Consider the following 23,436-nt stretch of genomic DNA (forward strand, 5'->3'; position numbering starts at 1 on the left):
TTTATAGTCCCAGAATATCTTCCATGGAATAGATGCCGGATTTTTTATCTTTTAACCAAATTGCGGCTTTTACAGCACCTGCGGCGAATGCATCGCGAGAATGCGCCTGGTGTTTTATTTCAATCCTTTCACCTTCTCCGGCAAAAAGGATCGTGTGGTCACCGGCAATATCTCCTCCACGGATTGCATGAATACCTATCTCTTTTTTACGAGGTGCGTTGCCTTGGCGGCCAAAGATGTACTCTTCACGCCCAACAGCTTTACCGATAACCTCTGCAGCCCTCATTGCAGTTCCACTGGGTGCATCCTGTTTCCGGTTATGGTGTGCTTCAATGACTTCAATGTCATAATCGGTAAGATATTTGGCCGCTTCCTCGATAATCTTGAAAAATACATTGACGCCAACCGCATAATTTGGAGCAATAACGGCTGATACACCATTTTTAAGGATACTCTCGTCGATTGCTTCTTTTTGTTCTTCGCTAAAACCAGTAGTCCCGATAATAAGGTTTACACCACTTGCGGCGACTATTGGTGCGTTGGAAGAAGTTGCTGCTGCAATGGTAAAATCAATCAAGACATCGGTTTTACTTTCCTTGAGGACTTCTCCAAGGTCTTCTACGCTGGCAATATAAACGCCGAGGCTGCCTGCACCTGCCACATCTCCTGCATCTTCGCCGATCTTATTCAGGTCAAATGCAGAGGACAATTCAATACCTTCGCTTCTGGCGATGTTCTGTATTATCAGGCCACCCATTTTACCGGATGCTCCGATTACTCCTGCCCGTATCATTTGAGACACCCGATTCCTCTTAATGCTTCTTCCAGTATCTTTTCATTTTCTGGCAGGATAGGCGCCAGTGGTGCTCTCAGCGGACCCGCTGGCATACCTATCATTTCCATTGCACGTTTGACAGGTATAGGATTGGTTTCAGTGAACAGGGCACGTGTGAGGGGTGCAAGTTCATAATGCTTTTTCCTGGCAGCTGCCATGTCGCCTTTAAGGGCGGCTTCTACCATTTCGGACATTATGTTTGGAACTACATTTGCGACAACGGAAATTACTCCTACTCCGCCCAGGGCGACAATAGGATAGGTCAGTCCATCCTCTCCGGAAATAACGCTGAAATCTTCATCCACTGTGTTTTCGATTATCTCTGAGATTTTGGGAATACTTCCACTTGCTTCTTTGATCGCAACGATATTGTCAATCTTGGCAAGCTCGACAATTACTTCCAGTGGGATATCCTGTCCTGTTCTGGAAGGCACATTGTATAATATGATGGGAATGTCTGCTGCTTCTGCTACTGCAGTGAAGTGACGGATCAGTCCTGCATTATTGGGCTTATTGTAGTATGGGGATATGATGAGTGCTCCCCCTGCCCCTGCATCAGCAGCATGTTTTGTAAGTTCTACGGCTTCAACTGTATTGTTTGATCCGGTACCTGCAATCACCGGCACATTGGCACATTCCACCGCGGTATTGATCACTTTTTTGTGTTCAACCGTAGAAAGAGTGGCGGATTCACCTGTTGTTCCACAAGCCACAACTCCGCTGACACCTCCTTCTTCAGCATATCTTATGTTTTGTTTAAGACCACTGATGTCAATGGTATTGTCTTTTGTGAATGGGGTTATAAGAGCCGGTAGAACTCCTTCAAACATAAAAAAACCAGCTCCGGTTTCACTCGTGTCTCTTGTGATTGATCTTTCTTGTCACGTAGCCTGCAACACGGTTTCTGATTACTTTACTTTCGATTGTGGTGTATTTTGTAACAAGGCTCTTGTTATCATCAAAATTAGATGTGAATACATTTCCATGGTTGGTAAGCAGACGTGAGGTTATGTTCTTAATATTGTTTTGTCTAATATTTCCCATAATTGATAACTCCATATAGTTGGATAGGGTATTGTTAATTCTTCTTTTTTGAACCAGCTTTAGGTATTTATAACTTTTGGATATTGTAGTGTGTTATAAGTTCACTGCTGCAGGTCGGTTTCACCCAGCATTCTTTCGGTTGCATTTGCATCATTGAACACTTTTTCCCTCGCACCTTTTTTATTCAGGAACATGCCAATCAGCACGAATAATAGCCCTATATTTGGATTTAGGGGTGTGATAACAGCTCCTATAAGCACGATTGTGGATGCGGCAATTCCTTTCATAGCTCCTTTTCGATATGATTCGAAACTAGTGCGGCGATAGATTCTTATATCTCGCAATGTCAGGAATAATACCACGAAATATGCTGCAATTGCAATATATACATACATGTGGTACCTAGATTGAATTTTTTGATTATAAATCTTCTTAAAAGGATTGATTTGCTTTTGTTCTGCATTTATATACTTTCTACGGCATGGCTTCCCAGACAAAACATTATTATGGATATAATACAATCCTGTCAACCATGTTCACGATTATTACCGGTGCCCAATTCGGTGATGAGGGCAAAGGCAAGGTAGTAGACCTGATGGCAGGTGACTATGACATTGTTGCCAGGTTTCAAGGCGGCGATAATGCAGGTCACACAGTCAAGGTTAAGGATGAGATCTATAAATTACATCTAATCCCCTCTGGTTTTCTTCTTGACAGCCGGGTGCTCATTGGACCGGGTACGGTCCTGAATCCGGAAGTTATGGTAGAAGAGATACGTATGCTGGAAGAAGCCGGTGTAAAAGTATCTGCTGAAAAACTGGGTATTGATGGCAAGACAAGCATAATTATGCCCTATCATATAGAACTCGATGGTCTCAGGGAAGCTTCTCGCTCGGAAAAGATCGGTACTACGAAAAGGGGTATTGGATTTGCCTATATTGATAAGATTGCAAGGGATGAAGTTCATTTTTCCGACCTGATCAATGAGGAACGCCTTATGCAACGTCTTTCTGATCTGGCTCCCCAGAAGGAAGAGGAAATTAAGGCAATGGGTGGAGACCCTTCCATTGTAACTGAAAGTTCTCTTGTGGACAGGTATTTATCCCTGGGTAGGGAACTTGCTCCTTATATTGCCGATGTTTCCTATGAGATAAATAATGCTCTTGATGAAGGCAAAAGTGTACTTGCTGAAGGGGCACAGGGCAGTCATCTGGATGTAATTCATGGCACTCAGAAATTTGTAACTTCTTCAAGTACCATTGCGGGTTCAGCATGTGCCAATCTTGGTGTCGGCCCGACTCGTGTGAATGAAGTACTTGCCATCGTTAAATCTTATATTACGCGTGTGGGGGCAGGTCCACTACCTACTGAACAGGAAGGTGACGCAGGCCAGCACCTGCATGACGTAGGCCGTGAATTTGGTACCACTACAGGCAGGTCAAGGCGTTGTGGGTGGTTTGACATGCCTCTTGCCAAAAAGTCAGTCTACCTTAATGGTTATACTTGCGTAGCTCTTACAAAATTAGATGTACTGACAGGTCTGGACCCCATTAAAATATGTGTGGGTTATGAATTGGATGGAAAAGTGATTAATTATCCGCCGGAAGATACTTCGCAACTTGCAAGATGTGTGCCTGTTTATGAAGATATGGAAGGCTGGGATACAGATTTGACTTCTGTATCTGGTTACGAGGACCTGCCCCCCAAAGCCCGGGAATATGTCGAACGGCTTGAAAAATTGATGGGAATTCCTGTCAAATATATCTCTGTGGGGCCAGGAAGGGAACAAACGTTCATGAAATGAAGGTTTGCAACGTTTTCGATCCAAAAACCATATATATGAACCGATAGATTTAAGAGTCTTATTCCAGTGCATATACAGACGCGTTTCACATTGAATGTCAGTCGTAAACGTTATGCCTGATGCTATCTTTATTTGAAGGAGGATAGAATGACTACAGCATATGATGTCCCTGCTAATGATATTATCAAAAAGACAGCAGAGAAACTTAAAGAAAATGAGAAAATCCAACCTCCGGAATGGGCAGCCTATGTGAAGACCGGTGCACACAGACAACTTCCTCCAGTGGAAGACGACTGGTGGTATACTCGCTGTGCTGCGGTCCTCAGAAGGATATATACTGACGGTCCGGTAGGTGTACAGAGGCTTCGTTCCATATACGGAGGAAAGAAAGCAAAGCGTGTTACTCCTGCTAAGAAGGCAAAGGGTAGCGGTGCAGTTGCCCGTACAATAGCCCAGCAGCTTGAAGATGCCGGTTTTGTAAAGAAACAGAAGGCAGGTAGGGTTGCATCTCCAGCAGGAAAGTCTTTGCTTGACAATACAGCTAATGAAATCAAGAAAGAACTGGTTTCTGAAATTCCCGAGATGCAAAAGTATTAAATGTAATTATAATCCGGGTTGGCTAATAAATCCAATTCTTCCTTAAAAGGGGTTTTATACCATGGCAGATGATCTCGAAGCAATCCGCAGGAAAAGGCTTGAAGAAATGCAGAGGCAGCAAGCCTCCCAGCAAGAAAACAATCCACAGGCTGCATACCAGCAGGAACAAGCACAGGCAGAAAGGGAAGCAAAGATCCATGCTGTCCTTCGCCAGGTCACGACACCCGAAGCAAGGGAGCGCCTTACAAGGTTGAAAATGTCTCGCAAAGAACTGGCAGAACAGGTCGAATCGCAGATTGTGGGACTAGCTCAGAGCGGGCGGTTGCAATCCACCATTGATGATGAGAAAATGAAAGCCTTGCTTACCCGGATGCAACCCAAAAAACATGACCCCAAGATCACAAGACTGTAATCGGATATGAAAGCAAGGGTGATGTTCAGTGGCGGGAAGGACAGTGCCCTGTCCGCCATTTTACTGGATCCATATTTTGACGTTGAACTTGTAACGTGCACTTTTTCCCTCGTCGATGTGGGAAATATTGCACGTAAAGTGGCTGATGAATTGGGTTTTGCTCATTCGGTTGTAGAACTTGAGCGTTCAGTTTTGGATGAAGCCCTTGAAATGGCAGTTGAAGACAATTTCCCAAAAAATGCGATTAATCACATTCACTCACATGCCCTCGAAAAAATAGCGGCATGTGGTAGTGTTGATATGATCGTTGATGGGATAAGACGTGATGACCGGGTGCCCAGGATGGATATATCCAGACTACGCAGCATTGAGGATCGATATGGGGTGCATTGTGCGTCCCCTCTGCAAGGGTTTGGCCGTGCTGCGGTTGATTTAATGGTTTGTGAGCATCTTGAAGTTGAAGAAGGATTGAGCGACAGAATTTCCAAGGCGGATTATGAAACCGAATTAAGGTATCTGATTCGACAGGAATACGATGATAAAAAGGTCCTTTCCATATTTCCCGAACATGTTCAATCGAGAGTGCTGAGGAAAATTAAGGAAAAGACTACCAATTAAAATTTTATATCATTAATTGATTTATAAATGTAAATTTGAGAGCAACGTGGATCAGGTGAGACAAGTGAGCCATAACACGAAAGGACAGAAAATGAGATTGGCAAAGGCCCACGTCCAGAACCAGAGGGTTCCTACATGGGCAATTATCAAGTCAAACAGAAAGGTTGTCAGTCATCCCAAGAGAAGGCACTGGAGAAGGAACAGCCTTAAAGTGAAATGAGGTGATGGCAATGGCAGATGATATAGTAAAAGAACAGGTTTATACCATCCCGCTCAGGGATGCAAAACTGGCTCCTAAATGGAAACGTACAACTCGTGCGATGACCCTGGTAAAGAAATATCTGGTCAGGCACATGAGGGCGTCTCCTGAACAGGTCAAAATTGATAGCAGTATCAATGAATTGGTCTGGAATCGCGGAGCCGAGAAGCCACCTTCCTCAATCCGGGTACGGGCAGCAATGTTCGATGATGGTGAGGTTCAGGCAGAATTGGCATAATTTGAATGCCGATACAATTCCAAGTTCGAAATAATTTATGATCCGAACCCTAAACATATATGAAAATCCCGTAATAGGGGTATTTGCAACCTGTACAGAGGATTTCGCCCTTGTGCCTCCGGGTACGAACGATAAGACATCTGGCATGCTGGAAGAGATACTTGATGTGGAAGTAGTTTCCACTCTTGTAAATGGGAGTGTAGTCGTGGGTTCCCTTTCAAAAGGGAATTCCTCAGGATTCCTTGTGCCGAGAGGCTCAAGCCCCCTCCCTAAAAAAATAGACCTTCCGGTAGCAGAGGTTCCAGATAATCTATCGGCAATAGGAAACATAGTGCTTGCCAATGATTCAGCAGCTCTTGTCCATCCGGATATCTCTGACAAAGCAATTGAAATAATTGGAAAGACTCTTTCAGTTGATGTCAGAAGAGGCACGATTGCCGGTATCAAAACTGTGGGAATGGCGGGTGTGGTTACCAATCATGGATTGCTTGCCCATCCAATGATAAAACAGGAAGAAGTTTCCATTCTTGAGGACCTTTTTGGACTTAATGTGGAAATAGGTACTGTAAATTATGGATCCCAGGTAGTAGGTTCCGGTGTGCTTGCTAATTCTTCTGGATATGTTGCAGGTTCGGAAACCACAGGTCATGAACTTGGAAGAATTGAAGATGCATTGATGTTTGATTGATTTAACATATTATGCGGGTGATTTTATGAGCGACTTTGTTGTAAAAGGCACATTCAAAGCGGGTCATATCTGGGAAAAATTCACAAAAAATGTGGAAAGCCAGAATGAAAAGAACGCAGTTGAGAAAGTTTATTCCCTTTTTGGAAGCAAGAACGGTATCAAACGCTACTTGATTAAGATAGACAGTGTCGAAGAGGCATGATTATATGGCAGAAGAAGGTCAGCAGAATATCCAGAACCTGGCCCTTCAGCACAGGGAGCTCCAGAAACGTGCCCAGACCATACAGCAGCAGACAAATATGTTGCAGATGTCCATTGATGACTGTGGGCGGGCAATAACGACTCTTGAGGATCTCCAATCATTTTCCAAAAATCCCGATACTCTTGTTCCTATAGGTGCAGGTTCTTTTGTAAATGCACATATAGCCAATGACAACAAAGTTGTTGTTGAGGTCGGTGCAGGGATTAGTGTCGAAAAGGATGTTGATGGAGCCATAGTCACTCTTAATAAGCGCAAAGAAGATTTGCAGAAGGTACTGGAACAGATGAACCAGAACCTTGAACAGATCAATCAGCGCATCCAGTCCATAGAGTCTATGGCAAAACAACAGCAGCCACAGCAATAATTTTTATGGGGCATAACCTTGTTTAATAAGCTTAAGAACAAACTTTCAGGATTTAAGCAAAATTTCAGTTCCAAAATTGAAGATAAAGCCACACCTGTGGAAGAATCATCCGCTACTGAGCCTGAAACTGCAGAAAGTATTAGGTTTCAGGAAAAAGAGGATGTTGGAACTAAGGCTGAAAATAAAACAGGGTTTACACATAAAGCCAAAGCTTTGGTTTTCGAACGGGAGTTTATCCTGGATGAAGCTGACGTCGAAGATATCCTCTGGGAATTGGAGATGTCTCTTCTGGAAAGTGATATTGCAATTTCGGTTTCTGAAAAGATTGTTAATGATGTAAAACAAGAACTTGTAGGCAGCCGTAAGAAGATAGGTAGCAACACCAGCAAGATCGTAGAAGATGCATTGAAAAAGTCGATCAATGATGTCATGTCTGCTAATGTATTCGATTTTGATGAATTCATTGATAGTCATGAGAAACCTGTAAATATTGTTTTTGTTGGTATTAACGGAACAGGGAAGACGACTTCTATTGCCAAGATTGCTCATCGCCTTAAAGCCATGAATAAGTCTGTCGTAATTGCAGCAGGGGATACATTCCGTGCAGGGGCGATTGACCAGATCGCTGTACATGCTGAGCGTATCGGTGTAAAACTGATTAAACATCAGGAAGGAGGCGATCCTGCAGCTGTTGTTTATGATGCCGTACAGTATGCAAAAGCCCATGATAGTGATGTGGTTTTGTCTGATACTGCCGGCAGGATGCATACCAATGTAAATCTGATGGCACAGCTCCAGAAGATATGCCGTGTAAGTGCTCCGGATCTTGTGTTTTTTGTAGACGAGGCGGTTGCAGGAAATGATGCTGTCGAAAGGGCCGAACAGTTCAATGAGGCAGTGCCAGTTGACGGTTCCATTCTTAATAAAACAGATGCCGATTCAAAAGGCGGGGCTGCAATTTCCATTGCATACATAACAGGTAAACCCATTGTTTTCCTCGGTCTGGGGCAGGAATATGAGGACCTGAAAAAATTCGATCCTCGCTGGTTTGTTGACCAGATTTTCAGTTAAAATCTTATCTGCACCCTTCTTTCAAATCCTTTGTTATTTCTTTTAAGCGGGATATTACATTGTCTTTGCTGGCTATTATATTTACAAAGGCAGAACCCACGATTACAGCATCAGCTCCTGCAGCGACCATTTCTTCTACATGTTTTCTGTTTGATATTCCAAAACCTACGGCTTTTGGGAGGTTTGAATTGATTTTATCCAGAAGGCCTGCTACATTGGAAGAGATATTTTTTCCTTCTCCGGTAACCCCGAGTTTGGATACTACATAAATAAAACCCGAACTTTTGCTGCTAATTGCATCCAGTCTCTGATCGCTTGTATTTGGTGCGACAAGGAATATATTATCTATTCCTTCCTCTTTGCAGATCTCTATCAGTTCATCTGCTTCATGCAATGGCAGATCGGGTATTATCAACCCCGAAATTCCCGCCTCAGCACACTTCTTCACGAAATTCTTGCTACCCTGGCGATATATGAGGTTGTAATAGGTCATACAGATGAGGGGCACATTTACTTTCAGGTCTTTTATCATCTCAAAATAGCGCTCTGTGTTCATGCCCGCCTCAATGGCACGGCAGGTTGCGGCCTGTATGGTTGGCCCGTCTGCTACAGGATCGGAGAAAGGCAGGCCCAGTTCTATTATATCCGCGCCGGCTTCAACAAGTGCATTTACAATAGAAGGTGTGGTTTCCGGATCGGGGTCCCCTGCACAGACATAGGCGATCAGTGCTTTTTCATTTTTGTCCTTAAGTTCTTCAAATTTTTGGCTGATGCGCATATTCAATCCTCCATATCCATAATAGTCTGGAGATCTTTATCGCCTCTCCCGGAGAGATTGATGACGACTGTATCACCCAGTATGCCACTATCTGCCATTTTCATTACATATGCAATGGCATGTGAAGATTCCAGTGCAGGGATTATTCCTTCCAGTCTGCTAAGCTCATGGAATGCCTCAAGGGCTTCCATATCGGTTATGTAACAGGGTTTAACACGGCCTGTTTCTGAGAGCCGGGCAAGTTCGGGTCCCACGCCGGCATAATCAAGGCCGGCTGCTACTGATGTGGATTCCAGTATCTGCCCGTCCCTGTTCTGCAGGACCTTAGTTCTGGCACCATGCAGGATACCTTCCTCCCCTGTTGCTAGGGATGCTGAATGATAGGCGATTTTATCGTCTTCCCTGAGTTTTTCACCGCCTGCTTCTACTGCAAAGAGATTCACTTCATCATCCAGGAAGGGGTAAAAAATACCCATTGCATTACTTCCGCCACCTGCACAGGCCACGATAGAATCCGGGTATCTTCCCTCAATTTTCATTACCTGTTCCTTTACTTCCCTGCCGATAACACTCTGGAAATCCCTCACAATCTTCGGGAAGGGGTATGGGCCGACTACCGATCCAATGAGGTAGTGTGTATCACTGACATTTGTTACCCAGTCCCTCAATGCTTCATTTATTGCATCTTTCATTGTCTTTGAACCGGTATCAACTGATACTACCTCGGTACCCATCAGTTTCATACGGTAGACATTTGGGAGCTGTCTCTTTACATCTTTTGATCCCATGTATACCATGGTTTCAAATCCCAGTTTTGCTCCCACCATGGCAGTTGCGGTGCCGTGCTGGCCGGCTCCTGTCTCTGCGATTAACCTTTTTTTGCCCATGAATTTTGCAAGAAGAGCCTGCCCCAGGGTATTGTTGAGTTTGTGTGCTCCCCCATGTACGAGATCTTCCCGCTTGAGGTAGATTTTTATGCCGTATTTAGCACTCATGTTTTTTGCATAATATAGAGGCGTACTTCTTCCGGCATAATTTTCAAGGTAGTCATTAAGCTGGGAGGTAAACTCCGGGTCTGCCTTGTATTGTTCATACGCTTCTTCAAGTTCTTGAAGTGGCGGCATCAATATTTCCGGTACGTATTGTCCACCGTAGTCTCCATAATAATGGTTCATACTATCTCCTGCTTCTTATTTGCTTCAATAAGTTTTTCCATTTTTTCTTTAAGATTGCCTTCCATAAGGTAGGTTCCAACAAGTAAAGCGTCAGCACCTGCCTTGATCATCCTTACCGCATCATCTGTGCTCTTGACTCCACTTTCCCCTATTATCAGGTGTTTCTGGTTGTATTTACGATCATGTTCTTTCACAAGAGGGATGAGCTTTTCAGCTGTTTCCAGATCGATTTCAAGGGTTTCAAAACTGCGGTTATTTATCCCTATGAGGATTGTGTCACATTCAAGTGCATATTCAAGCTCATTTTTATTGTGTACTTCTACAAGAGGCTCGATGTTCCTTCTTCGAGCGATTTCTATGAATTCCGGTAGCCTTTTACCCAGTACCCCTGCAATCAGCAATATAACATCACTGTTGGCTTCATGCATCTGATTTTTGTCCACAATAAAATCTTTGCGCAAAACGGGTATGGAAGTATGTTTCCTTACACTTTCAAGGTTTTCTATACTTCCCTCAAAGTAACAGGGTTCCGTAAGGACAGATAAGGCCACAGCTCCTGCATTTTCCATGTCACAGGCAATTTGTGAGGCAATTTCCGGGTTTACATCAGCAAATTTTCCTGTTGGTGAGGCAGGTTTTACTTCGGCAATTATTGGTATGTGTCCTCTGTTACAGGCAAATCCGATGGATTCGAAAATATCCCTCCTATCATTATGTCTGGTGTATGTGTTACTTTCAGAAAGTGCGTCTGCCCTTTCTTTTGATTTCTGGATTATTTGTTCGATCTTCGGATGCATCTGGACACCTATGTACTTTAATGTATTTGTATGTGCATTAGTGTCATCACATTTAAATTTATTGTCAGGGCATACGATCTATCATTGCCAGTGTCTTCTTTGATTTGAAATAGAATTCCGTGCTATTATGGAGATAGTCAGCTCTTATAACTCTTCCTTGATATCTGAAAATTCAATTCTCAATTAAATTGATATATTCTGAAACCAACCTTAATTAGTGAATAAATTAAGGGGGATTATATGCCAAAAGTAATTCTATTATATGCAAGCTGGTGTCACAATTGTCCAAAGGCTGAAAAGATCTGGAGAGACCTCAAAGAGGAACATGATTTTGAATATGAAGAGGTTGACGTGGAATCTGAAGAGGGGCAAAAAATAGCTCAGGAATATTCCGTGATGGCTGTGCCAACGACTGTGATCGATGGAGAGGTGGCTTTTATAGGTATTCCTTCCAAAGATGAAGCTCTTGAAAGCATCAAGTAATCTTTAAACGTCGGGATATTGATGTATGATTTAATAATTCTGGGTGCTGGGCCCGCAGGAGTCACTGCTGCAATCTATGCAGTCAGGTATGGATTAAATACTCTGCTTGTTGATAAGGACAGCATGAGTGGCCTGATAAGCACTGCAAAAACGGTCGAGAACTATACAGGTTTTCCCTCGATCGGTGGAATGGAACTGATGGAAAAGTTCCTTGACCATGCAGAACAGGCCGGGGTCACCTTTAAAGTCATGGAACTCAACTCCGTGACTGAAGAAGGTGATCACTTTATTGTTTCTTCCAGTGAGGAAGAACTAAAAAGTAAATCCCTCATTGTTGCAACGGGTTCTTCTCCCCGGGAACTGGATGTACCGGGTGAAAAGGATTTCCTGGGCAGGGGTGTTTCTTACTGTGCCACCTGTGACGGTCCCTTTTTCTCAGGCAAAGAAGTAGCAGTGATCGGTGGCGGGGAATCGGCTGTTACAGATGCTATATTCCTTTCAGATATTGCTTCAAAAGTGTACGTAGTCCATCGCCGCGATAAATTGAGAGCATCCCAAATCCTTCAGGACAGGGCATTTGACCGTCCAAATATTGAATTTATTTGGGATAATGTTGTGGATGCAATAGAAGGAAAAGATATTGTTGAATCCCTGCAGGTACATAATGTAATTACTGAAGAAACAAAAAAACTTCCTGTAAACGGTGTTTTTATCTATATAGGCCTGAATCCCAACACCGGTTTTATTAATGTTAAAAAGGACGATAAAGATTTCATAATCACTGATGAATCGATGGCAACATCTGTCAGGGGCATATTTGCCGCCGGTGATTGCAGGCAATCTCCCCTTTACCAGGTAATCACTGCAGCCTCAGACGGGGCCATTGCGGCTTATTCTGCTTTTAAGTACATCGAAGGCATTTAAAGAGATGTTTTTCTTTGCTTTTCGATAAGTATTATATTTTTTGAAGTCTATTAGTATGTAAGGTGGAATCATGATATGCTTGAAAATATGTAAAGACTCTACTGCAGAGGACCTGGAGCCAATTGCATCTGCTGTTCACTCTCTTCTGGGCATTCCGACTACCATACGCAGTGTAAACTGTAAGGGTATCCGAATGGAAAGGGGAGAAGTTGTAGATTGGGATTATACAGGTCCTATACTTGAAAAGGTCCTGGAGGACAAGACTACCATCCGCACAGTCCCCAAAGAAGGTGTGTATAAAGGAAAGGCGGTTGCAGTGACCCCGATAATGACCCCTGACGGAGAATTAATTGGTTCAATAGGGGTTGTGGACCTTGTGGCCGCTCTGGATATACTTTCTGTTTTCCGGGAATACCCCGATATAATAGATGAAGTGGAAGAGGCCAAAAAAAGGCACTCTTAATTATCTTTTTTATTTTGTGATACAATGATTGCCGATGTACTCAAGCTATTTCCTGGTATAACCTCCAGGGATTTTCGTATTCTAACAGGTATTGAAGTAGGCATGCAAGACCATGAATGGGTGCCTTTTGATGAACTTGTGAAATATACACGTATCGACCATCAGAATCTGGCCTATCTGTTAGGTGAATTGATCGAAAAAGAGCTTGTCGTGGCAACAACAAGACCTTATGAAGGCTACAGGCTGTATTTCAATGGTTATGATGCTCTGGCTATCAATGCACTGGTAAAAAGGGGTAGTATCTCCGCTCTTGGGGATGAAATCGGTGTGGGTAAGGAATCGGTTGTTCATGAGGGTATGAAAGAACCTGAATTGCCCATAGGCGATCCTGAAACAGTGATAGTCAAATTCCACAGGGAAGGGCGCACCAGTTTCAGGGCTGTTAAAAGGGTGCGTGGGCACCTGGGTAATAGAGAACACTTTTCCTGGATATATGCTGCCCGGCTTGCAGCTGGTCGTGAGTACGAAGTAATGTCCCGTTTGTATCCTAATATCAACATTCCCAAACCTATTGATAGTAACAGGCATGCTATAGTAATGGAACCTGCAAAAGGAGAACTTTTGTTCAAGGTCAGGTTGGAAGATCCCGAAATCTTTTTTGATATGATAATGGAGCAGGTCGAAAAAATCTATTGCCATAATGTAATTCATGCTGATCTGAGTGAGTACAATGTTTTTGTCAATCCCGAAGGTGTGCAGATCATCGATTGGCCTCAGTATGTAACTCCGTCTCATCCTCATGCAGAGGAGCTCCTCAGGCGTGATATTTCGAACATAGCTGCTCATTTCAAGAAAAAATATAACCTAAAAAGGGATATCGACGCATTATATGAGCAGATAGTATCCCGTACCGATAACATTAAAGATTAATACATACAAAAATATAGATAATGACATCAAATGCCATTTATGGTATAGACGTTGCCAGAGGGTCGCCGCGTTCCGGTCAAGTTCCACGTTATGCAGTTGCTATCCTGAAAGACGGTTCGGTTTACAGGCATTCGATGTTGAAAATGCATCGTATTTTCAGGATGATAAAAGATGATCATCCAATGATGATATCTGTAGACAATATCTATGAACTAGCAAAAGATAAGAAGGAACTGATTCATTTCCTGGAAAAACTCCCTTCTGGTGTAAAACTCGTACAGGTCACAGGTGGATTGAAGCAGGTTTCCCTGCCCTTTCTTGCCCACAAGTATGATATTTCAATAAATCCCCGTGATCCCGGGGATGAAGCCGAAGCCTGTGCAAGACTGGCTGAAATGGGGGTAGGAGTGGAAGTATCCCTTTTTGAGGATAAAACAAAGATAAAAGTAAGCAGGGCGCGTTCTCTTGGCAGGGGAGGGTGGAGCCAGAATCGTTACTGTCGTAAGGTCCACGGAGCTGTGAAAGTAAAAAGCCGTGAGATTGAGTCGATACTTAAAGGGGCGGCAAAGGAGCGCAATTTCAATTACACAAGTAAAGTCGTCAAGGGCTTTGGAGGTTATGTTAGGTGTGAATTTACCGTTAATGCACGCCAGTCCGATGTACCCATCCATTCCTCATCCGGTTCGGATGTGCAGGTAAATGTCAGGAGTCTTGTGAGGGATAAGATACAGTACATACCTTTGAAAAGCAAGGAACGCAGGCCTATTATTGTGGGTGTTGATCCGGGCACTACTGTTGGCCTCTCCATACTTTCCCTTGAAGGTGATGTTCTACATTGCGCCAGCTATCGGGGTATTTCCCATGATGAAGTGGTGAAACTTATTTCTGAATACGGCAAACCTGCAATAGTGGCTACCGATGTATACCCCATGCCTGCAGCAGTGGAAAAAATCAGACGCAGTTTCAGTGCTGTCAGCTATTCCCCCGGCGGCCCCATTCCATCGGAAGAAAAGATTGAATTGGCAAAACCCCATGGTTATTCCAATGACCATGAAAGGGATTCTCTTTCCGCTGCCATATCAGCTTATAAAAAATACAGACAACTTTTCCTGAAGATTGAAAGCAAGTCTCCTCCTTACATGGATATCGATAAAATAAAAGTCGAAGTCATCAAAGGTTCATCCATAGAAGAGGCTATTAATTCTCTGAAAGAACACAAGCAAGCAACTAAGGCCCAAAAAAGTGCAGCAGAAACTTCTGCCTCTCTTTCTGATGGTATTGATGATGAAACCTATCGTAAAATGACAGAAAAGCTCAAACGCAGGGATTTGGAGATTGCTGAATTACAGGAATATGTGAAAGAGCTCATTGATCAACGCAGGTCAAGGGATAGTACGATATCCAACCTGGAATCAAAAATTCGGCAAATGCGTGAAACTGAACGCATTAAGCTGCAAAAGGAAAAAGAGATTTCAATTCGTAATAAGAAAATTGCCAACCTTAAAAAGGATATCAAACGTCTGAATAAGAGGCTTCATGATTCCAGGGCTCAGGTAAAACGCCTTAAACGTATAAAAAAGATGGAAAGCAGAGGTGAAGGCATTCCTGTAAAGGTCATATCCTCATTTAGCCGTGAAGCCATCTTGAATGTAGCAGATGTATATGGCTTAAAAAAAGGTGATGTCGTTTATTTCCAGGACCCCAGTGGGGGAAGTGCTTCAACTGCTGGCCTGCTTGCCGATTATTCACCAAAAGCGCTGATAGTGCCTGCAGGAATATCTTATGCGGCAAAAGAGGTGTTTTCGAAAAAGTATTCCTGTACTTCAAGATCTGGAAATACAAAAAGAGGGTGATTTTGCAGTTGTATCTCCTAAAACTTTGAAAATTGCAATTGAAAACTGGTTTGGCAAAGCTGATCACTGGAAAAAAGAAAAAGAGGAAGAGAAATTAAAATCCCTTGTGGATGAATATCGAAGTGAGCGCCGTCGCGGTATAACCTGATATTCAGGGCCATTTCCTGTCAAAGAAAGGGCTCTTTCCTGAAACGCTTAATGGAATGCCCATAACGATATCCGCTTCAACCAAACTCAGTGAACGTGCAGCGTTTCCTGCCGAGTACATTATGCGGTTATCTATGCACAGGTCTTTTGCTTTAGACACAGCAGATCCAATAGCAATTCCCAGATCTATGTTCTTGAAGGCACAGTTAGGACCCGCATAATCTCCTTCTGTCCTTTTTTGAGCTTTCATTTCTGCACATGTTGCAAAGCCGCAGGCAGCACAGTTTAATTTAAGCGGCTCGGCATGTTTGACTCCTATAGCTATAAAGGCATCCGCCTGTCTTACATTTGCTGCATCCCTTTTCAGGAACTGGAATCCATCTCCCTTTTCATCAGCAATATTTTCCATCTCGGTTGCGATATCTTCCATATCTTTTCTATCGGCCAGGGCAGTTACTATATCATCAATTCCCTTTCCCTTTGGAGCAGTTCTGGCTGCTGCTAATACGATCCTCGCCATCTCTGCTACTTCTTTTTTTTCCGGATTTTGTTCCATGCATAAGGGATTCATAATACTGGTCTTTAATTGTTTCGGATATTGTGCGAAAGTGTAATATTTAATGTAGGGATTGTTGACACTATGCCACGTTCGGCCCTGATACTTGCAGGAGGAAAAGGAAAGCGTTTTGGTAATAATGAAAAGGCCCTGATAGAGATTGAAGGAACGCCTGTAATCAGCCAGATAATCAGCACACTCGAGCCTCTTGTGGATGAAATAATAATATCCCTGCGGGATAAACACCAATATGATTTACTTGCTCCAGTTACGGGAGAATTACCTACGGCTTTTGACGAGCAGGAAGGTGTCGGCCCCCTTGCAGGCATACTGGCAGGATTAAAAGCTGCATCTTATGAATATATTTTTGTCACAGCCTGTGATATGCCTTTTCCTGACCCGAAAATAGTTGAGTTGCTCTTCTCAAGGTCCAAAGGTCATGATTGCGCTCTCATAAAAAGAAAAAACGGCAGTTATGAGCCTCTCTGTGCAGTTTACAGGGCTTGCCTGCTTATTCCCCTCATTGAAAAGTCGATACGGGATAACAGGTATTTCATTCTGTCACCCGTATTTGAAATGAATGACATGGTTGAAGTAGATATAGCGGAAATAGAAAAAATGGATCCATTCCTTGAATGTCTCCAAAATATTAATACTCTGGATGACCTCAGGTCAGTCAGGAATGATTTCAGCGGGTCATAAGGGTTTCACCGGTTGAAGGGGCATAGGCCTCAACACCAATCTCGTCCCGTATCCATTGTGCGAACTCTTCCGCATCATCCCCGTGCATTGTGTACACGGTTTCAGTTCCTCTGTCGCAAAAGTCCCTTACAAGTTCTTTCAGCTCTTTATCCCCACAATGGGCCGAAAAATCGTATTGCTCCAGTTTGCACCTCAGATGTTGTATTCGGTCATTTATTTCGATAAAACCACTATCTAGGGCAAGCCTTCCATTTGTTCCTTCGACCTGGTATCCTGTAAGCATTACTTTTGTTTTCGGGTCGTCAGCTTTCTTATCCAGGTAATGGAGTACAGGACCGCCATTAAGCATTCCCGCAGTTGTTACTATGACCGAACCTTCCAGAGGAATTTTATTTCTCTTGTTTCCTTTTACAGTAGTAGCAAAACCAAATGCCTTTTCCAGTTTTTTTGGATCTTTTAGATATTCTGGATGACTCAGCATCTCATCTGTCATTGCCACTCCCATGCCATCCACAAAACAGGGAATCTTTTCCGAATGGAGTAACATCATAATTTCCTGTGTCCGTCCAATGGCAAAAGCAGGGATAATGACCGTGCCACCGATATCAATTGTATCAATAATAGATTCAATAAATGCTTTCTCGATTTCCTGTCGGGGTGGGTGGTCTTCTCCGAAGTATGTGCTCTCTGTAATCAATATATCTGCATAAGGCATTGTGTCAGCTTTTGATACAAGTCTGGAATCACTGGTACTTATATCACCGGTATAAAGCAGGCTTTCTCCTTTTTTATCCTCGAGGTATATCGATGATGCACCCGGTATGTGCCCCGCACTGTAAATCCTGGCAAGATAGTCGTTTGTCCTGACCTCTTCTCCAAAATGCTTTCTTCTTGTAATCCGGGAAAGTTTCTGCAAATCTCCTTCATCATACGGTTCAGGTAATCCTCTTCTTTCTGATATTTTGAGTGTGTCCCTGCCCAGGATTTCAGTAAACCTGGAGGTTATATGTGTCATATACACCTCTGGACTCAGGTCCATGAGGTTGGGAACCGCTCCGCAATGGTCAAGATGGCCGTGGGAGACAAAAATGCTTTTCGGAAAAATGCCATCTACAGGATAGTCGGGCCTGTCTCCCGGTTTGATGCCGTAATCTATCAGAATCTCTTCATTCACCAGAATTGCAGATCGTCCTACCTCCCTGCAACCCCCTTTAAAATCAATACGCATAGTTTTCTCCCCTTTAATATGCAACTGCTTCCTGCCATCTGATTATTTTACCCAGAGGTATATTTGTAGTTTTTGAAATTTCATTTGCATCTGAATTTTCAAGTTCATCGACAGTTGAAATGCCTGCAGAATTTAGTTTTTCTTCGGTAACTTTCCCGATACCCGGAATGTCACTGATCTTTTCCGGTCGAGGAGTTGCAGCTTTTTCTTTCTTTTGCTCTTCTTTCCATTCAAGGTAATTACAATAGGGACACCCCAGATCCCATGCTCTTTTCTTCTGCCCCTTTACTTTTATGTGATACAGGCTGTGTTTGTCACATGTCTTGTCGGTAACAAGGATATGTCCGCTTTTTGGAAGGGGCAGGGAGAATGTGCAGTCGGGGTATCCTTCGCATCCGATAAATCTTGAACCCCGGCGTGAGCGGCGTACGATCAGGTCACAACCACAATCCGGGCATTTACCGATGATCTTGTCTTTTCTCAGACCTTCCCTGAGGGATTCGGATATTTTCTCACGGTTATCTTCCAGTTCCTTGAAGACATCTGTCAGCATGTTCCTGGATTGCTGCAGTACATTCTCTTCAGATGTATTACCCTCTGCAATGCGGTCCATGTCTTCTTCGAGGGTACTGGTCATGTCTGGTCTGGTAATTGTGGGGGCATAATTTCCCAGACCTTCTACCACCGCATATGCAGTCTGGGTCGGCTGGAGGGGATTGTCATGCACGTATGCTCTTGAGTAAAGTTTGCTTATAATCTCATGACGTGTGGCTTTTGTTCCCAGCGCCATGTCTTCCATCATTTTGATGAGTCTTCCCTGACCATATCTGCCCGGAGGGTTCGTTTCCTTATCAAGCATTTCTTTATCATTAACAGGAAGTATCTCCCCTTCTTCCAAAACAGGGAACAATCGATCTTCCGGAGCATTGTAGGGGTAATACCATCTCCATCCTGGCTTTACAAGCCGGGAGCCATTTGCCCTGAATTCCTCTTCATTGATATCAAACTTGACCTTCATGGTTTCCCATTCTGCATTTTCAGCAAACGTGGCAAAGAAACGCCTGACTACAAGTTCATACAGTTTCCATTCATCTTCCTTAAGCTGGGATTTCTTCGCAACTGATGCAGGGAAGATTGGCGGATGGTCTGTAGTTTCCTTCTTTCCCTTTGTGGGTTTGAGCTCTTTTTTTGCCAACAGTTTTTTTGCATATTCACTGAAATGGCCTTTAGAGAACATTTCTATCTGTTCCTGCAGGTCAATTGTTGAAGGATAAACAGTATTGTCGGTCCTGGGGTATGAAATATAACCGTTGGTATAGAGGGATTCTGCGATTCTCATGGCATTGGCCGGGGTAAATCCAATCGAGTTGGCAGCCCTTATGAATTCGGTTGTATTGAACGGCGTGGGTGGCTTGTCTTCTTTAGTGGAAGTTTCCAGGGAGGAGACCAGTGCTTCATCACCAATAACTCCAAATACCCGGTCTGCTTCTTCCTTTTCCCAGAAGCGGTTTTTCTTATGCCTGATCTTGAAATTTTCTCCGTTTTTAGCCAGGTCTACATATATTTCCCAGTAAGGTGTAGGTACAAAAGCCTCTCTCTCTTTTTCTCTGTCCACAATAAGGGCAAGGGTTGGCGACTGTACACGTCCGACCGATAGGAATTGCTTTCCAAGTCTTCTGGATGCCAGGGAAATAAAACGTGTGAGGCTGGCACCCCATACCAGATCAATCACCTGTCTGGAATGTCCTGCATCTGCGAGATTGAAATCGATTTTTGTAGTGTTTTCGAATGCCTCCTTGATAGCTACAGGTGTGATTGCACTGTATACTGCCCTTTCATATTCGATGTTTTCGTTTACTCCTTTTACGATATTGAGAGCTTCAACACCAATAAGCTCACCTTCCCTATCGTAGTCAGTGGCAATCGTAACCTTCGTTGCTTTTTTTCCGAGTTTTTTCAGGGCGCTCACTATTTTTGCGTGGGTAGGTGTAACAATAAGTTCGGCGTCTACGAGTTCTTTTGCTTCAACCTTCTGCCAGTTATTATATGCGGGAGGGAAATCGAGCTGGACGATATGTCCGCTAAGCCCGATAACTATGGTTTTTTCATCGTTCCCAAACTCATAGGAGTCAATACCGCTAATCCTTTTTTTCTGCGGCTTTTTTGGACTGAGAATAGATGCAATTCTTCTTGCTGCAATTTGTTTTTCGGCTATTATCAGGTGCATTGAGAATCAGGTTATAAGTTGTTTTTTCTATTATCTATAAATATTTCTGTCAAAAGAGTCATTGCATATAAATGTATCTTTCAGCAAATATCAATAATGTAGTCTCAATTTATCTGTTTAAATGCCATATCTACCGCTTCTTTTGCCGAATGGGCAGGGATTGTTCCTTCAATATCCCACTTTGAACAAAGTATGATGACTGGTTTGCCGTTTTTAATAGACAATGCTATTTCTGATAATGTACCATATTCCCCGCCAACTGCTATAGCCGCATCGCATGAAGCCGCAATGATTGCATTTCTTGCGTGTCCCATGTCCGTTACTATGGCGATGTCAACATAAGGATTTGCTTCATTTACAGAAGGTCCGGGAAGTATTCCAACAGTTTTGCCACCCTCTTCTTTACATCCCCTGCAGGCAGCTTCCATAACACCCCTCATGCCACCACAAAGAAGGCAGGCTCCCCTTTTGCAATCTCCCTCCCCACCTCTTCTGCGAGGCTGTCTATTTCACTGCCGCAGACCCGGCCCCTATAACTCCAATCTGTATCTCCATGTTTTGCCTCCGTCTCAGATGTATTCATTCTGGATTTGTATGATGTCTTCACTATTGTTTGCTTTACTATAATCTTCCAGAGGTTCCTTGTTCAGTTCCAGGAAAGTATGTCCCCATCGAAATTTTGACAGAATATTTTCTGCCTGCTCTTTATTTCCTAGAATATACAGAGCTGCGGCAAAAGCTTCTACAGAATTTAATTTAAATGGTTTGCCAAAATTCACCGGATTTGAAGCCAGTAGATAGGGTAATGCACGATGCTGTAACTTGCGGCGCAACAGTTTAGGAAAAATTTCTTCCACTGTATTCCAGGAACAATCAAGGACAATAATGTCTGAAATCTCGCCGTCCGCAGGTGAAAGGGCTTTTTCTGCCATTGGGTCAAGTAAGACGGACCCCTTCGGAAGTGTATGTATTTTTTCATGCAGTCGGACAAGATCAAATTTTTTGAGTCTTTTACCTGTGCATTTTTTGGGATCGCATTGCCGGGCATGATAAATATGGAGTCTGAAATCTTTCATTCAGGCTATATTATTCATTAATGATACATATTATTTGTTCAAAAAAAGCTTGTGATCCGGCCGGTTCTGGCCGGCCAGAATCAACAAAGGTGGTTGTATGATATTTGCTCCCGGGGTTTGCCGGGGCCGGGCAGACTTGCTAATCTGTCCCTCTATAAAATGAAGTAGTTCTATTATTTAAATAATAACGGCGAATACATTGTATAATTCCATTTCCTTTTTTGCATATTTTGGCTGTCTGTTTAGCATAATGGGGTGTTGAAAATCAAAAATCATACCTGATTTTATCAATAATCTTTGCATCATCTTCCGTTTTCCCATATGTGTATATGTCAAGTTGATTCTCTTCAATAATGCATACAGCACCCTTTGCAGGATTGCCATGGTTATTCAGCGTGGAATGTATTGAAAGTAATTTATTTCCAAACCACCATTTATATCCTGTATCCAGTGAACTATGGGCACGAATGATCATTTGCAGGTCATTAAGGCGCAGAAATCCTTCCACAATATCGGGGCCAAAGGTCCGTATGTCTCTTCCTCTTATGGAGAAGTTCAGGCCCGGTATCTCAGAAGGGTCATTCCAGAGATAATTAAATGAATTTTGTTTTGTGATCGCTGTTGTTTTTATAATATCCTCGATACCGCCGTGGACACAGAATATTTTTTTGTTTATTACAGCCGCTACAGGCATTTCTTCAAACACGATATTAGCAAAATTGAACAGCTCAATATCTTTCAGCTCATCAAGGAATCCACTTTTCTCGTTCATCTGTTTTGTTTCATGATTCCCTCTCAGGAGGAAGATATTTTTTGGTGAGGCAATCTTTAATTCCAATAATCTTGAAAGGACTTCTACAGAATTTCTTCCACGATCCACATAATCTCCCAGGAATATTATATTTGCAGGTTTTAACTCTTCTTTAATTGAAATTACCATGTTCAGGGCTTCAAGGTCTCCATGCAAATCCCCGATTATCATTGTGGGAAGTTCTTTTATTCTTATTACTGCATCTTCTTCCCTGAACAATTTTCTCGCATGTGTTAGATTGGCCTGAAATTGTTCGTTCTGGTTCATATCCACTCTCTTTTAGACTTCTGTAGAGGAATATTTAAATTAATTATGGTTTTATATGGGCTCATATTGATGGAGGCGAAAAATGGGTTTGATTAAAGGTGCCGTCATAGGCTTGATAGTTACATTTGTACTTTATTTAGTTCCTGTTGTAAATATGCTTTCTCCATTTATAGGAGGCTTTGCAGGAGCTTATTCCGAGGTGTGTTCTGCATGGGATGGCTTTTTAGTAGGCACATTAATGTTCATATTGATGGTAATTCCCGGTTTTATTCTTGCAGGCTTTGTGGGTTCACTTTTTAACAATATCCCGGGTTTGATGGCAATTGTTACAGGACTGGGTGCAGGTGTGTTCTTCCTGATTATGTTGCATACCGGTATAATTGGTATTATTGGAGCAGTTCTCGGTGGGCTGCTGGCTCATGATTAAAAGGATGTCAGATTATTGGTATGTATATGCCTGAATCAGAAAAACAGGTGATGCATATCGGATGGGATGCTGAAGCCGTCTTCATCAGCCGTCCCAACCGGTTTGTTGCGATTGTAGATATTCCGTCATCTGGTATACAAAACGTGGCGGTCCATGTTCACGACCCCGGAAGGCTGGTTGATCTGCTTTACAGGGGAAACCGGTTACTACTGAAAAAGGCGACAAATCCCCATCGTAAAACAAAATGGGATATCATTGCTGCAAAAAAGGATGATGGATGGGTACTTGTAAATTCTGCATGTCATCGCAAGATTGCTGAGTGGGTATTATCGGATCCTGATATTAGTCCCCTGGGACAGGTGGATTCAATTTGCCTGAGCAAAACTTGGTGAAAGCAGAC

At 43.0% G+C, this 23,436-nt stretch carries 33 protein-coding genes; 19 read left to right on the top strand and 14 right to left on the bottom strand.

The genetic code is table 11. From position 1 onward, the window contains the following. Position 1: 1 nt before the first annotated feature. From dapB to C9889_RS09780, 4 genes are all read right to left on the bottom strand, one after another. Entirely contained in the window at positions 2 to 793 is a 792-nt protein-coding gene (dapB, locus tag C9889_RS09765; RefSeq protein ID WP_129599237.1) for a 4-hydroxy-tetrahydrodipicolinate reductase, read from the bottom strand. Continuing rightward, the gene (gene dapA / locus C9889_RS09770; RefSeq protein WP_129599239.1) at positions 790 to 1,665 is read right to left on the bottom strand and encodes a 4-hydroxy-tetrahydrodipicolinate synthase; all 876 of its coding nucleotides are present in this window, start codon (positions 1,663 to 1,665) and stop codon (positions 790 to 792) included. Before dapA ends, dapB begins: the two co-directional genes overlap by 4 nt. A gap of 19 nt (positions 1,666 to 1,684) precedes the next feature. Further along, on the bottom strand, positions 1,685 to 1,879 hold the full coding sequence (locus C9889_RS09775; RefSeq protein WP_072561761.1) for a 30S ribosomal protein S17e: 195 nt from the start codon (positions 1,877 to 1,879) through the stop codon (positions 1,685 to 1,687). A gap of 101 nt (positions 1,880 to 1,980) precedes the next feature. After that, positions 1,981 to 2,274, bottom strand: coding sequence for a hypothetical protein (locus C9889_RS09780; protein ID WP_129599242.1), 294 nt, complete (start codon positions 2,272 to 2,274; stop codon positions 1,981 to 1,983). 137 nt (positions 2,275 to 2,411) lie between these two features. Between C9889_RS09780 and C9889_RS09785 the strand changes: the two genes are divergently transcribed. The 10 genes from C9889_RS09785 to ftsY all read left to right on the top strand — a co-directional run bounded on the left by C9889_RS09785 (position 2,412) and on the right by ftsY (position 8,192). Further along, a complete protein-coding gene (locus C9889_RS09785; RefSeq protein WP_129599558.1) occupies positions 2,412 to 3,683 on the top strand; it encodes an adenylosuccinate synthase in 1,272 nt (423 codons plus the stop codon). A gap of 147 nt (positions 3,684 to 3,830) precedes the next feature. Next, the gene (locus C9889_RS09790; protein WP_129599245.1) at positions 3,831 to 4,280 is read left to right on the top strand and encodes a 30S ribosomal protein S19e; all 450 of its coding nucleotides are present in this window, start codon (positions 3,831 to 3,833) and stop codon (positions 4,278 to 4,280) included. Between the two features lie 61 nt (positions 4,281 to 4,341). After that, entirely contained in the window at positions 4,342 to 4,692 is a 351-nt protein-coding gene (locus tag C9889_RS09795) for a DNA-binding protein (RefSeq protein WP_072359804.1), read from the top strand. Positions 4,693 to 4,698: 6 nt separating this feature from the next. Further along, positions 4,699 to 5,310, top strand: a complete 612-nt coding sequence (locus C9889_RS09800) for a DUF7411 family protein (protein ID WP_129599248.1) — start codon at positions 4,699 to 4,701, stop codon at positions 5,308 to 5,310. 64 nt (positions 5,311 to 5,374) lie between these two features. Continuing rightward, positions 5,375 to 5,530: a 50S ribosomal protein L39e gene (locus C9889_RS09805; RefSeq protein ID WP_048902271.1), complete on the top strand. Its 156-nt coding sequence runs from the start codon at positions 5,375 to 5,377 to the stop codon at positions 5,528 to 5,530. 10 nt (positions 5,531 to 5,540) lie between these two features. Then, complete coding sequence (locus C9889_RS09810; RefSeq protein ID WP_072360280.1) at positions 5,541 to 5,807, top strand: 50S ribosomal protein L31e; 267 nt, start codon at positions 5,541 to 5,543, stop codon at positions 5,805 to 5,807. Between the two features lie 37 nt (positions 5,808 to 5,844). Then, a complete protein-coding gene (locus C9889_RS09815) occupies positions 5,845 to 6,495 on the top strand; it encodes a translation initiation factor IF-6 (protein ID WP_129599251.1) in 651 nt (216 codons plus the stop codon). Between the two features lie 25 nt (positions 6,496 to 6,520). Beyond that, a complete protein-coding gene (gene rpl18a / locus C9889_RS09820) occupies positions 6,521 to 6,697 on the top strand; it encodes a 50S ribosomal protein L18Ae (RefSeq protein WP_013037654.1) in 177 nt (58 codons plus the stop codon). Between the two features lie 4 nt (positions 6,698 to 6,701). Further along, positions 6,702 to 7,121 carry a prefoldin subunit alpha gene (gene pfdA / locus C9889_RS09825; RefSeq protein ID WP_072359798.1) on the top strand — a complete coding sequence of 140 codons (420 nt, stop codon included), beginning with the start codon at positions 6,702 to 6,704 and terminating at the stop codon, positions 7,119 to 7,121. Between the two features lie 18 nt (positions 7,122 to 7,139). Further along, on the top strand, positions 7,140 to 8,192 hold the full coding sequence (gene ftsY / locus C9889_RS09830) for a signal recognition particle-docking protein FtsY (protein ID WP_129599253.1): 1,053 nt from the start codon (positions 7,140 to 7,142) through the stop codon (positions 8,190 to 8,192). Between the two features lie 4 nt (positions 8,193 to 8,196). Here the strand turns inward: ftsY and trpA are convergent, their stop codons facing one another. The 3 genes from trpA to C9889_RS09845 are packed head-to-tail and all read right to left on the bottom strand — an operon-like array spanning position 8,197 to position 10,942. Continuing rightward, entirely contained in the window at positions 8,197 to 8,970 is a 774-nt protein-coding gene (gene trpA / locus C9889_RS09835; protein ID WP_129599256.1) for a tryptophan synthase subunit alpha, read from the bottom strand. A gap of 2 nt (positions 8,971 to 8,972) precedes the next feature. Beyond that, the gene (trpB, locus tag C9889_RS09840; RefSeq protein ID WP_129599259.1) at positions 8,973 to 10,145 is read right to left on the bottom strand and encodes a tryptophan synthase subunit beta; all 1,173 of its coding nucleotides are present in this window, start codon (positions 10,143 to 10,145) and stop codon (positions 8,973 to 8,975) included. Next, complete coding sequence (locus C9889_RS09845; protein ID WP_129599262.1) at positions 10,142 to 10,942, bottom strand: indole-3-glycerol-phosphate synthase; 801 nt, start codon at positions 10,940 to 10,942, stop codon at positions 10,142 to 10,144. Before C9889_RS09845 ends, trpB begins: the two co-directional genes overlap by 4 nt. A gap of 240 nt (positions 10,943 to 11,182) precedes the next feature. Between C9889_RS09845 and C9889_RS09850 the strand changes: the two genes are divergently transcribed. The 6 genes from C9889_RS09850 (at position 11,183) to C9889_RS11350 (ending at position 15,743) form a co-directional block, all read left to right on the top strand. Next, the gene (locus C9889_RS09850; protein ID WP_072359782.1) at positions 11,183 to 11,425 is read left to right on the top strand and encodes a thioredoxin family protein; all 243 of its coding nucleotides are present in this window, start codon (positions 11,183 to 11,185) and stop codon (positions 11,423 to 11,425) included. Between the two features lie 21 nt (positions 11,426 to 11,446). Then, the gene (gene trxB, locus C9889_RS09855; RefSeq protein WP_129599265.1) at positions 11,447 to 12,349 is read left to right on the top strand and encodes a thioredoxin-disulfide reductase; all 903 of its coding nucleotides are present in this window, start codon (positions 11,447 to 11,449) and stop codon (positions 12,347 to 12,349) included. A 70-nt stretch (positions 12,350 to 12,419) separates the two neighbouring features. Beyond that, positions 12,420 to 12,812, top strand: coding sequence for a DUF2111 domain-containing protein (locus C9889_RS09860; RefSeq protein ID WP_129599268.1), 393 nt, complete (start codon positions 12,420 to 12,422; stop codon positions 12,810 to 12,812). Between the two features lie 24 nt (positions 12,813 to 12,836). After that, a complete protein-coding gene (locus C9889_RS09865) occupies positions 12,837 to 13,742 on the top strand; it encodes a serine/threonine-protein kinase RIO2 (protein ID WP_129599271.1) in 906 nt (301 codons plus the stop codon). 20 nt (positions 13,743 to 13,762) lie between these two features. Next, entirely contained in the window at positions 13,763 to 15,595 is a 1,833-nt protein-coding gene (locus C9889_RS09870) for a DUF460 domain-containing protein (RefSeq protein ID WP_318531575.1), read from the top strand. A 25-nt stretch (positions 15,596 to 15,620) separates the two neighbouring features. Next, the gene (locus C9889_RS11350; RefSeq protein ID WP_318531576.1) at positions 15,621 to 15,743 is read left to right on the top strand and encodes a hypothetical protein; all 123 of its coding nucleotides are present in this window, start codon (positions 15,621 to 15,623) and stop codon (positions 15,741 to 15,743) included. Positions 15,744 to 15,746: 3 nt separating this feature from the next. Here C9889_RS11350 and C9889_RS09875 read toward each other — a convergent pair whose 3' ends face one another. Beyond that, on the bottom strand, positions 15,747 to 16,298 hold the full coding sequence (locus tag C9889_RS09875) for a ferredoxin domain-containing protein (RefSeq protein ID WP_129599274.1): 552 nt from the start codon (positions 16,296 to 16,298) through the stop codon (positions 15,747 to 15,749). A gap of 42 nt (positions 16,299 to 16,340) precedes the next feature. On the opposite strand from C9889_RS09875, the gene mobA reads away from it, so the two are divergent. Continuing rightward, the gene (gene mobA / locus C9889_RS09880; protein WP_164999331.1) at positions 16,341 to 17,000 is read left to right on the top strand and encodes a molybdenum cofactor guanylyltransferase; all 660 of its coding nucleotides are present in this window, start codon (positions 16,341 to 16,343) and stop codon (positions 16,998 to 17,000) included. On the opposite strand, the gene C9889_RS09885 is transcribed toward mobA, so the two are convergent. The 6 genes from C9889_RS09885 to C9889_RS09905 all read right to left on the bottom strand — a co-directional run bounded on the left by C9889_RS09885 (position 16,987) and on the right by C9889_RS09905 (position 22,609). Continuing rightward, complete coding sequence (locus C9889_RS09885; RefSeq protein ID WP_129599280.1) at positions 16,987 to 18,228, bottom strand: MBL fold metallo-hydrolase; 1,242 nt, start codon at positions 18,226 to 18,228, stop codon at positions 16,987 to 16,989. The genes mobA and C9889_RS09885 overlap by 14 nt on opposite strands. A 13-nt stretch (positions 18,229 to 18,241) precedes the next feature. Then, positions 18,242 to 20,455 carry a DNA topoisomerase I gene (locus C9889_RS09890; protein ID WP_129599283.1) on the bottom strand — a complete coding sequence of 738 codons (2,214 nt, stop codon included), beginning with the start codon at positions 20,453 to 20,455 and terminating at the stop codon, positions 18,242 to 18,244. 104 nt (positions 20,456 to 20,559) lie between these two features. Continuing rightward, positions 20,560 to 20,895: an SLOG cluster 4 domain-containing protein gene (locus C9889_RS09895; protein ID WP_318531577.1), complete on the bottom strand. Its 336-nt coding sequence runs from the start codon at positions 20,893 to 20,895 to the stop codon at positions 20,560 to 20,562. Continuing rightward, on the bottom strand, positions 20,892 to 21,038 hold the full coding sequence (locus C9889_RS11355; protein ID WP_318531578.1) for a hypothetical protein: 147 nt from the start codon (positions 21,036 to 21,038) through the stop codon (positions 20,892 to 20,894). The genes C9889_RS09895 and C9889_RS11355 overlap by 4 nt, the downstream gene beginning before the upstream one ends. Continuing rightward, complete coding sequence (locus C9889_RS09900; protein WP_129599286.1) at positions 21,025 to 21,531, bottom strand: DUF367 family protein; 507 nt, start codon at positions 21,529 to 21,531, stop codon at positions 21,025 to 21,027. The genes C9889_RS11355 and C9889_RS09900 overlap by 14 nt, the downstream gene beginning before the upstream one ends. A 265-nt stretch (positions 21,532 to 21,796) precedes the next feature. Next, positions 21,797 to 22,609, bottom strand: a complete 813-nt coding sequence (locus tag C9889_RS09905; RefSeq protein ID WP_129599288.1) for a metallophosphoesterase — start codon at positions 22,607 to 22,609, stop codon at positions 21,797 to 21,799. 82 nt (positions 22,610 to 22,691) lie between these two features. Between C9889_RS09905 and C9889_RS09910 the strand changes: the two genes are divergently transcribed. Both C9889_RS09910 and C9889_RS10600 read left to right on the top strand, forming a co-directional pair. Beyond that, on the top strand, positions 22,692 to 23,036 hold the full coding sequence (locus C9889_RS09910; protein WP_129599291.1) for a DUF5518 domain-containing protein: 345 nt from the start codon (positions 22,692 to 22,694) through the stop codon (positions 23,034 to 23,036). Positions 23,037 to 23,062: 26 nt separating this feature from the next. Beyond that, positions 23,063 to 23,428, top strand: a complete 366-nt coding sequence (locus tag C9889_RS10600) for a PDDEXK family nuclease (protein ID WP_225420069.1) — start codon at positions 23,063 to 23,065, stop codon at positions 23,426 to 23,428. Positions 23,429 to 23,436: the final 8 nt, after the last annotated feature.

This window comes from Methanohalophilus profundi, from assembly GCF_004137855.1.
GTDB classification, from domain to species: domain Archaea; phylum Halobacteriota; class Methanosarcinia; order Methanosarcinales; family Methanosarcinaceae; genus Methanohalophilus; species Methanohalophilus profundi.

Bases quoted from the DNA above. Each gene is read 5' to 3' on its own strand.
- dapB (WP_129599237.1), bottom strand. From the start codon at position 793: ATGATACGGGCAGGAGTAATCGGAGCATCCGGTAAAATGGGTGGCCTG.
- dapA (WP_129599239.1), bottom strand. From the start codon at position 1,665: ATGTTTGAAGGAGTTCTACCGGCTCTTATAACCCCATTCACAAAAGAC.
- C9889_RS09775 (WP_072561761.1), bottom strand. From the start codon at position 1,879: ATGGGAAATATTAGACAAAACAATATTAAGAACATAACCTCACGTCTG.
- C9889_RS09780 (WP_129599242.1), bottom strand. From the start codon at position 2,274: ATGTATGTATATATTGCAATTGCAGCATATTTCGTGGTATTATTCCTG.
- C9889_RS09785 (WP_129599558.1), top strand. From the start codon at position 2,412: ATGTTCACGATTATTACCGGTGCCCAATTCGGTGATGAGGGCAAAGGC.
- C9889_RS09790 (WP_129599245.1), top strand. From the start codon at position 3,831: ATGACTACAGCATATGATGTCCCTGCTAATGATATTATCAAAAAGACA.
- C9889_RS09795 (WP_072359804.1), top strand. From the start codon at position 4,342: ATGGCAGATGATCTCGAAGCAATCCGCAGGAAAAGGCTTGAAGAAATG.
- C9889_RS09800 (WP_129599248.1), top strand. From the start codon at position 4,699: ATGAAAGCAAGGGTGATGTTCAGTGGCGGGAAGGACAGTGCCCTGTCC.
- C9889_RS09810 (WP_072360280.1), top strand. From the start codon at position 5,541: ATGGCAGATGATATAGTAAAAGAACAGGTTTATACCATCCCGCTCAGG.
- C9889_RS09815 (WP_129599251.1), top strand. From the start codon at position 5,845: ATGATCCGAACCCTAAACATATATGAAAATCCCGTAATAGGGGTATTT.
- rpl18a (WP_013037654.1), top strand. From the start codon at position 6,521: ATGAGCGACTTTGTTGTAAAAGGCACATTCAAAGCGGGTCATATCTGG.
- pfdA (WP_072359798.1), top strand. From the start codon at position 6,702: ATGGCAGAAGAAGGTCAGCAGAATATCCAGAACCTGGCCCTTCAGCAC.
- trpA (WP_129599256.1), bottom strand. From the start codon at position 8,970: ATGCGCATCAGCCAAAAATTTGAAGAACTTAAGGACAAAAATGAAAAA.
- trpB (WP_129599259.1), bottom strand. From the start codon at position 10,145: ATGAACCATTATTATGGAGACTACGGTGGACAATACGTACCGGAAATA.
- C9889_RS09845 (WP_129599262.1), bottom strand. From the start codon at position 10,942: ATGCATCCGAAGATCGAACAAATAATCCAGAAATCAAAAGAAAGGGCA.
- C9889_RS09850 (WP_072359782.1), top strand. From the start codon at position 11,183: ATGCCAAAAGTAATTCTATTATATGCAAGCTGGTGTCACAATTGTCCA.
- trxB (WP_129599265.1), top strand. From the start codon at position 11,447: ATGTATGATTTAATAATTCTGGGTGCTGGGCCCGCAGGAGTCACTGCT.
- C9889_RS09860 (WP_129599268.1), top strand. From the start codon at position 12,420: ATGATATGCTTGAAAATATGTAAAGACTCTACTGCAGAGGACCTGGAG.
- C9889_RS09865 (WP_129599271.1), top strand. From the start codon at position 12,837: ATGATTGCCGATGTACTCAAGCTATTTCCTGGTATAACCTCCAGGGAT.
- C9889_RS09870 (WP_318531575.1), top strand. From the start codon at position 13,763: ATGACATCAAATGCCATTTATGGTATAGACGTTGCCAGAGGGTCGCCG.
- C9889_RS09875 (WP_129599274.1), bottom strand. From the start codon at position 16,298: ATGGAACAAAATCCGGAAAAAAAAGAAGTAGCAGAGATGGCGAGGATC.
- C9889_RS09885 (WP_129599280.1), bottom strand. From the start codon at position 18,228: ATGCGTATTGATTTTAAAGGGGGTTGCAGGGAGGTAGGACGATCTGCA.
- C9889_RS09890 (WP_129599283.1), bottom strand. From the start codon at position 20,455: ATGCACCTGATAATAGCCGAAAAACAAATTGCAGCAAGAAGAATTGCA.
- C9889_RS09895 (WP_318531577.1), bottom strand. From the start codon at position 20,895: ATGAGGGGTGTTATGGAAGCTGCCTGCAGGGGATGTAAAGAAGAGGGT.
- C9889_RS11355 (WP_318531578.1), bottom strand. From the start codon at position 21,038: ATGAATACATCTGAGACGGAGGCAAAACATGGAGATACAGATTGGAGT.
- C9889_RS09900 (WP_129599286.1), bottom strand. From the start codon at position 21,531: ATGAAAGATTTCAGACTCCATATTTATCATGCCCGGCAATGCGATCCC.
- C9889_RS09905 (WP_129599288.1), bottom strand. From the start codon at position 22,609: ATGAACCAGAACGAACAATTTCAGGCCAATCTAACACATGCGAGAAAA.
- C9889_RS09910 (WP_129599291.1), top strand. From the start codon at position 22,692: ATGGGTTTGATTAAAGGTGCCGTCATAGGCTTGATAGTTACATTTGTA.
- C9889_RS10600 (WP_225420069.1), top strand. From the start codon at position 23,063: ATGCCTGAATCAGAAAAACAGGTGATGCATATCGGATGGGATGCTGAA.